This window comes from Vibrio sp. 1F279 (assembly GCF_041439815.1).
Lineage (GTDB): Bacteria > Pseudomonadota > Gammaproteobacteria > Enterobacterales > Vibrionaceae > Vibrio > Vibrio tasmaniensis_A.
In genome coordinates this window covers 1-1,119 of record NZ_JBGOOU010000121.1, presented here as the reverse complement: position 1 = coordinate 1,119, position 1,119 = coordinate 1, and the positions used below count along the sequence as shown (strand labels likewise).

The following is a 1,119-nucleotide window of genomic DNA, read 5'->3' as shown; positions in this document are numbered from 1 at the left end:
CAATAAAATCAATAAAGCATTGATTTATAATTACTTCCTGTCTTATATCTTAGTGTTGTAGTTTGTCGTTATTATCTTCCGCTCTATTTAATTTTAAAGGTCAATCCGTACAGTCTGTAACGCTCGAAGAGTGCACTCATTCAGTACTCGTCAAATGCAAGCGAGACAGACGCTGTAAAGTCGTTGACCCTGAGACTGGAGCACCGCGTACCGTCGACCACTATGTTCAACGTCGCCTGTCAGATTTACCTGTAAGTGGTCGCCCTTGCGTAATAGAAATTGAACTGGCTCAGACGAGAGATAAGCTCGGCCGAAGATTGATTGAAGCCACTGATTTTGTTGATAAGGGTGGTCGCTATACCAAGAGATTCTGTCACTTTATTAGTGGACTATGCCGCTATATGAGCATCCATGCAGTGTCTAAGCATTTAGACATTCGCTGGGAAACCGTGAAAAATATCGATAAAGCATTTCTGTTATCTACCTTGCCCGCTTTAGAGCCTAAGAAGTTGACCAACCTTGTTCATATTGGCGTTGATGAAGTCGCCAGGGCTAAAGGCCATGACTATATGACCGTTGTTTATGATCTGGTTTCAGGACAACTTATCTGGGTTGATCATGGACGGACTTCAAACGTACTCATCAACTTTTTTGAACAATTATCACCACAAACGAGAGACGGCATCCAAGCGGTATCAATGGATATGGGTCAATCTTACCAATCAGCGGTGAGAAAGGCTCTTCCGAATGCAGACATCGTTTTTGACCGGTTTCACGTTATGCAGAACTACTCTCTTCTGATAAGGAAAGAGCGTAATAAAGCGTTTAGGAGAGGAACGCATGACGAGAAAAAAATGCTTAAGGGGACGCTATTTTTACTCCTCAAAAATGCGCCGAAATTAAGCGATAAGCAGTCAGATAGGCTGGATGATTTACTTGAAAGCAATAAGACACTTTGTACTATTTATATGCTCAAAGAGCAGCTTCAAGCCTTATGGAATGAACGTAATTTTGACTTGATGATCGCAGCGCTTGATGCGTGGTGCCAGCTTGCTAAAAATACAAGGATCTTATCTCTCATCAACTTTGCAGATGCGCTTTGGGAGAGAAGAGTTGGGA

At 42.3% G+C, this 1,119-nt stretch carries 1 protein-coding gene; it reads left to right on the top strand.

The features are described 5' to 3' along the window. Positions 1-62 precede the first annotated feature (62 nt). The coding region (locus ACED60_RS25690) for an ISL3 family transposase (RefSeq protein ID WP_371728737.1) at positions 63-1,119 on the top strand (1,057 nt) is incomplete at its 3' end.